Annotated in this window: 5 protein-coding genes and 1 tRNA gene; all 6 read right to left on the bottom strand. The window is 59.7% G+C overall.

Going from position 1 to position 3,565, the window contains the following annotated elements:
• Positions 1–179: 179 nt before the first annotated feature.
• A complete protein-coding gene (locus ACZM96_RS10165; RefSeq protein ID WP_489488902.1) occupies positions 180–332 on the bottom strand; it encodes a hypothetical protein in 153 nt (50 codons plus the stop codon).
• 236 nt (positions 333–568) lie between these two features.
• Complete coding sequence (ruvC, locus tag ACZM96_RS10160; RefSeq protein ID WP_489488901.1) at positions 569–1,084, bottom strand: crossover junction endodeoxyribonuclease RuvC; 516 nt, start codon at positions 1,082–1,084, stop codon at positions 569–571.
• Between the two features lie 71 nt (positions 1,085–1,155).
• Positions 1,156–1,749: a 50S ribosomal protein L25/general stress protein Ctc gene (locus tag ACZM96_RS10155; protein ID WP_489488899.1), complete on the bottom strand. Its 594-nt coding sequence runs from the start codon at positions 1,747–1,749 to the stop codon at positions 1,156–1,158.
• A 71-nt stretch (positions 1,750–1,820) separates the two neighbouring features.
• On the bottom strand, positions 1,821–2,756 hold the full coding sequence (locus ACZM96_RS10150) for a ribose-phosphate diphosphokinase (protein WP_294487842.1): 936 nt from the start codon (positions 2,754–2,756) through the stop codon (positions 1,821–1,823).
• A gap of 82 nt (positions 2,757–2,838) precedes the next feature.
• Positions 2,839–2,913: transfer RNA gene (locus ACZM96_RS10145), tRNA-Gln, on the bottom strand.
• A gap of 24 nt (positions 2,914–2,937) precedes the next feature.
• Positions 2,938–3,565 (bottom strand): 4-(cytidine 5'-diphospho)-2-C-methyl-D-erythritol kinase (locus ACZM96_RS10140; RefSeq protein WP_489488896.1); only part of this gene is annotated, 628 nt, incomplete at its 5' end.

Here is a 3,565-nt window from a genome sequence, read left to right as displayed (position 1 = left end):
GCCCGCATTTTATTTCATTGACAAGTCCGCAGGGCCGAAAAAAAGCCCGCCGGAGAGGGAGGCCGACGGGCGAGTGGTGTTGATCGGTGTTTCAAAGGAATGATGTCTATTAATATGCAATTTTCATGCCAAACAAAAATAAAATATTACTTATCAAATAAAATCAATTAATTAAAAAATCATGCCTTTTCTTTTCCATCCGGAATGGCCGAAAATCCGTATTCTTTTTTGAACAGGACTTTTTCCTGAATGCCGCCGTGTGGTGGACGATCAAAAAAAATTTGAACATCGACGCCGGAGCGTGCCCCCATGACGCAAAAAAACGCGCGCACAGCGCCCTCCCCTGCCTGCTGCAAGGCCGCAGCGTCCCTCTTTTCTCCAAAAAAAAGCCTCCGCTTCAGGGGTCCGGCCCGTCCGCTTCGGCTCAATCTCGTAAAAAAATGAAGCTAACATCCTGCCGACAAAACATTTTTTGCCGCACGAAAAAATTTTCAATATTTTTTCTTCCGGCGGGCCTTTTTCGCAGCGTCGCCGGGAGGGGCTTGTACAAAAAAACGGCACTTCTCCTTCAGACCATGCTCTCCAGCCTGCGGAAACGGCGCAGCGTGAGATGGCATACCGCAATGGCCAGGGCGTCGGTAGTGTCCAGAGGGCCATCGATGTGCGCGCGGCCCAGAAGCCGGGCCACCATGAAGGCCACCTGTTCCTTTTCGGCGCGGCCCGTGCCCGCCAGCGTCTTTTTCACGAGCGTGGGCTCATAGTCCTGCACGGGAAGACGGAAGGACGCGCACGCCGCAATGGCGGCTCCGCGCGCCTGCGCCAGCTTGATGGCGGACATGATGTTCTTTGCGGTGAACACCTGCTCCACGCCCGCCTCCTGCGGCCGATATTCCTCAATGATGTCGTGCAGGCCGTGAAAGATGCAGGCCAGCCGATCGGGAAAGGAACTGCCCTTCACGCGCAGAACGCCGTTGGCCACCAGTTCCAGCCTGCCGGAAGACTCGCGCACCACGCCCCAGCCCGTGACGTTGGAGCCGGGGTCGATGCCAAGCACCGTGACGGATGAATCCGAAGAAGAAATCATGTCTCACCTGAATAAAAAAAGGCCGGGGCAGAAAACTGTCCCGGCCCGAATGCTCAGAATGCGCTCACGCCTTATTCGGCGGCAGGAGCGTCGTCGGCGCCTTCCATGAAGACGGCGGCCATGGTGAAGTCGGACTTGTACACGGCCTTCACGCCTTCAGGCAGAGGCATGTTGGAAACGCGGATGCTCTGGTTGATTTCCAGACCGGAGACATCGAGATTGACCTTGCGGGGCATATCGGCGGGCTTGGCGGAAAGCACCACTTCGTCGCGGTAGGTTTCCAGGGTGCCGCCCATCTTCACGCCCTTGGGGGTGCCGACGTATTCGACCTGCACCTTGACCTTGATTTCCTTGTCGAGGTCCACGCCGAAGAAGTCGATGTGGGTGAAGGTGTTCTTCACAGGGGAGTACTGAGCGTCCCACACGAACACGGGATGCAGAGTCTTGGCGCCGTTTTCGTCTTCGATTTCGAGCTGGAAGACGTTGGTGCGGCCGACCTGTTCGTAGATCTTGGAAAGGGGCAGTTCAGCCATCTGAACGGCGATATTCTGACCGTCGGCGGTGTAGTACACGCCGGGCACCAGATTTTCGGTACGCAGGCGGCGGTTGGCGCCTTTGCCGAAAGCGGTACGCTTCTTCACAGAAAGAGTTTTCAGTTCGGACATGATGCTTTCTCCTTATGGGCCGTCTCCCGTCGAACGGGGCGCGGCGCGATATATCGTCTTCAATACCCTGATCAGAACAGGGCGCTAACAGAAGAACCGTCGTGAATATTGCGGATACTCTTGGCCAGAACTCCGGCAACGGAAGCCACACGGAGCTTTTCGCACTGGGCGGCATGGTCGCCGAGCGGAATGGTGTCGGTCACGATGACTTCCTTGAAGGGGGAGTCATTGAGACGTTCGCAGGCGGGGCCGGAAAGCACGGCGTGCGTGGCACAGGCGTAAACTTCCTTGGCGCCGCCTTCCATGAGAATGTTGGCAGCCGTGCAGATGGTGCCCGCGGTGTCGATCATGTCGTCCACGAGCACGGCGGTCTTGCCGGCAACGTCGCCCACGATGTGCATTTCCGCCACCTGGTTGGGACGATCGCGGCGCTTGTCGATGACGGCCAGGCTGGCGTCCATCTTCTTGGCGAAGGAACGGGCGCGTTCCACACCGCCGGCGTCGGGAGAAACCATGACGATGTCGCCGGAAAGCGCGCTGAGCTTCTTCAGCAGCACGGGGCGGGCGTACAGGTTGTCCACGGGGCAGTTGAAGAAGCCCTGGATCTGACCGGCGTGCAGATCGACCGTGACGATGCGCTGAGCGCCGGCCACGGTGAGAAAGTCGGAAACGAGCTTGGCGCTGATGGGCGCGCGGGGGCTGACCTTGCGGTCCTGACGGGCATAGCCGAAATACGGAATGACGGCGGTGATGCGGCCGGCGCTGGCGCGCTTCAGAGCGTCGAGGATGAGGCACAGTTCCATAAGGGACTGGTTGGCCGGGGAGCAGGTGGACTGGATGACGAACACGTCGTGTCCGCGCACGCTGGCGCCGATTTCCACACGCAGCTCTCCGTCGCTGAACGTGGTGCAGAGCGCAGGCGTGAGGGAACAACCGAGGTGATCGCAGATATCCATGGCCAGCTGCGGATTGGCCGTACCCGTGAGAATTTTAAGGTCGCCGTACATAGGAACATGCCTTCCTGAGTAAAGTATCCCGAAATGCAGAGGCGGCGACGCCACCAGGCGAAGCCGGAACACAACGACAAAATGGCTGGGGCGGCAGGACTTGAACCTGCGAATAGCGGACCCAAAACCCGCTGCCTTACCGCTTGGCGACACCCCACCACAACCAGCCCGGCACGGCGACTCAAACAAGGAAAGGGCCGAACACTTCTGCGGACTCTTTCAGCTTCCGAAGCGCCGATGCGGCCTGCGCCGCGCGCCCGGAATCGCGAAAAAGCCCGAACAGTGCCGAACCGCTTCCGCTCATGCCCGCAATGTCCGCTCCGCCTTCCACAAGCTGCGCCTTCAGCGCCGCAAGGGAGGGATGAGCCGCGAATACTACGGGCTCAAAGTCGTTCATGCCATAGAATGACTGGCAACTTGAACGGTTATTTTTATCTGCCTTCGTTTTCTCTGTCAAGGAAAATGACGCTCTTTCTGCATCCCAGGCCGCATAGGCCCAGGCCGTGTTCACCCGAACCTGCGGGCAGACGAGCACGCAGCTCCATCCTTCCACGCCGCTTTCCGTTTCGGAAAGCCGCTCTCCTATGCCTTCGGCAAGGCAGGGGCGGTTCAGAAGAAAGAACGGCACGTCCGCGCCCACGCGGGCGGCCAGCGCGCAAAGCGTCTCCGCGGGCAGCGGCTTCGGGGCGCGGCGCTGGAGCCAGAGCAGCACCTGCGCGGCGTCGGAACTGCCGCCGCCGAGCCCCGCCCCGTGCGGAACCCCCTTGCGCAGTTCCACGTCCACGGCGGGCGCAAAGCCCGTGGCCTCG

The sequence above is a fragment of the Mailhella sp. genome (assembly GCF_057866825.1).
The sequence above is the reverse complement of the archived record's forward strand: the minus strand, read 5'-3'. Positions and strand labels throughout refer to the sequence as shown.

What these genes read in the sequence shown, in the direction of transcription:
- ACZM96_RS10155 (WP_489488899.1), bottom strand. Translation starts at nt 1,749, where the DNA reads ATGTCCGAACTGAAAACTCTTTCTGTGAAGAAGCGTACCGCTTTCGGC.
- ACZM96_RS10150 (WP_294487842.1), bottom strand. Translation starts at nt 2,756, where the DNA reads ATGTACGGCGACCTTAAAATTCTCACGGGTACGGCCAATCCGCAGCTG.
- ruvC (WP_489488901.1), bottom strand. Translation starts at nt 1,084, where the DNA reads ATGATTTCTTCTTCGGATTCATCCGTCACGGTGCTTGGCATCGACCCC.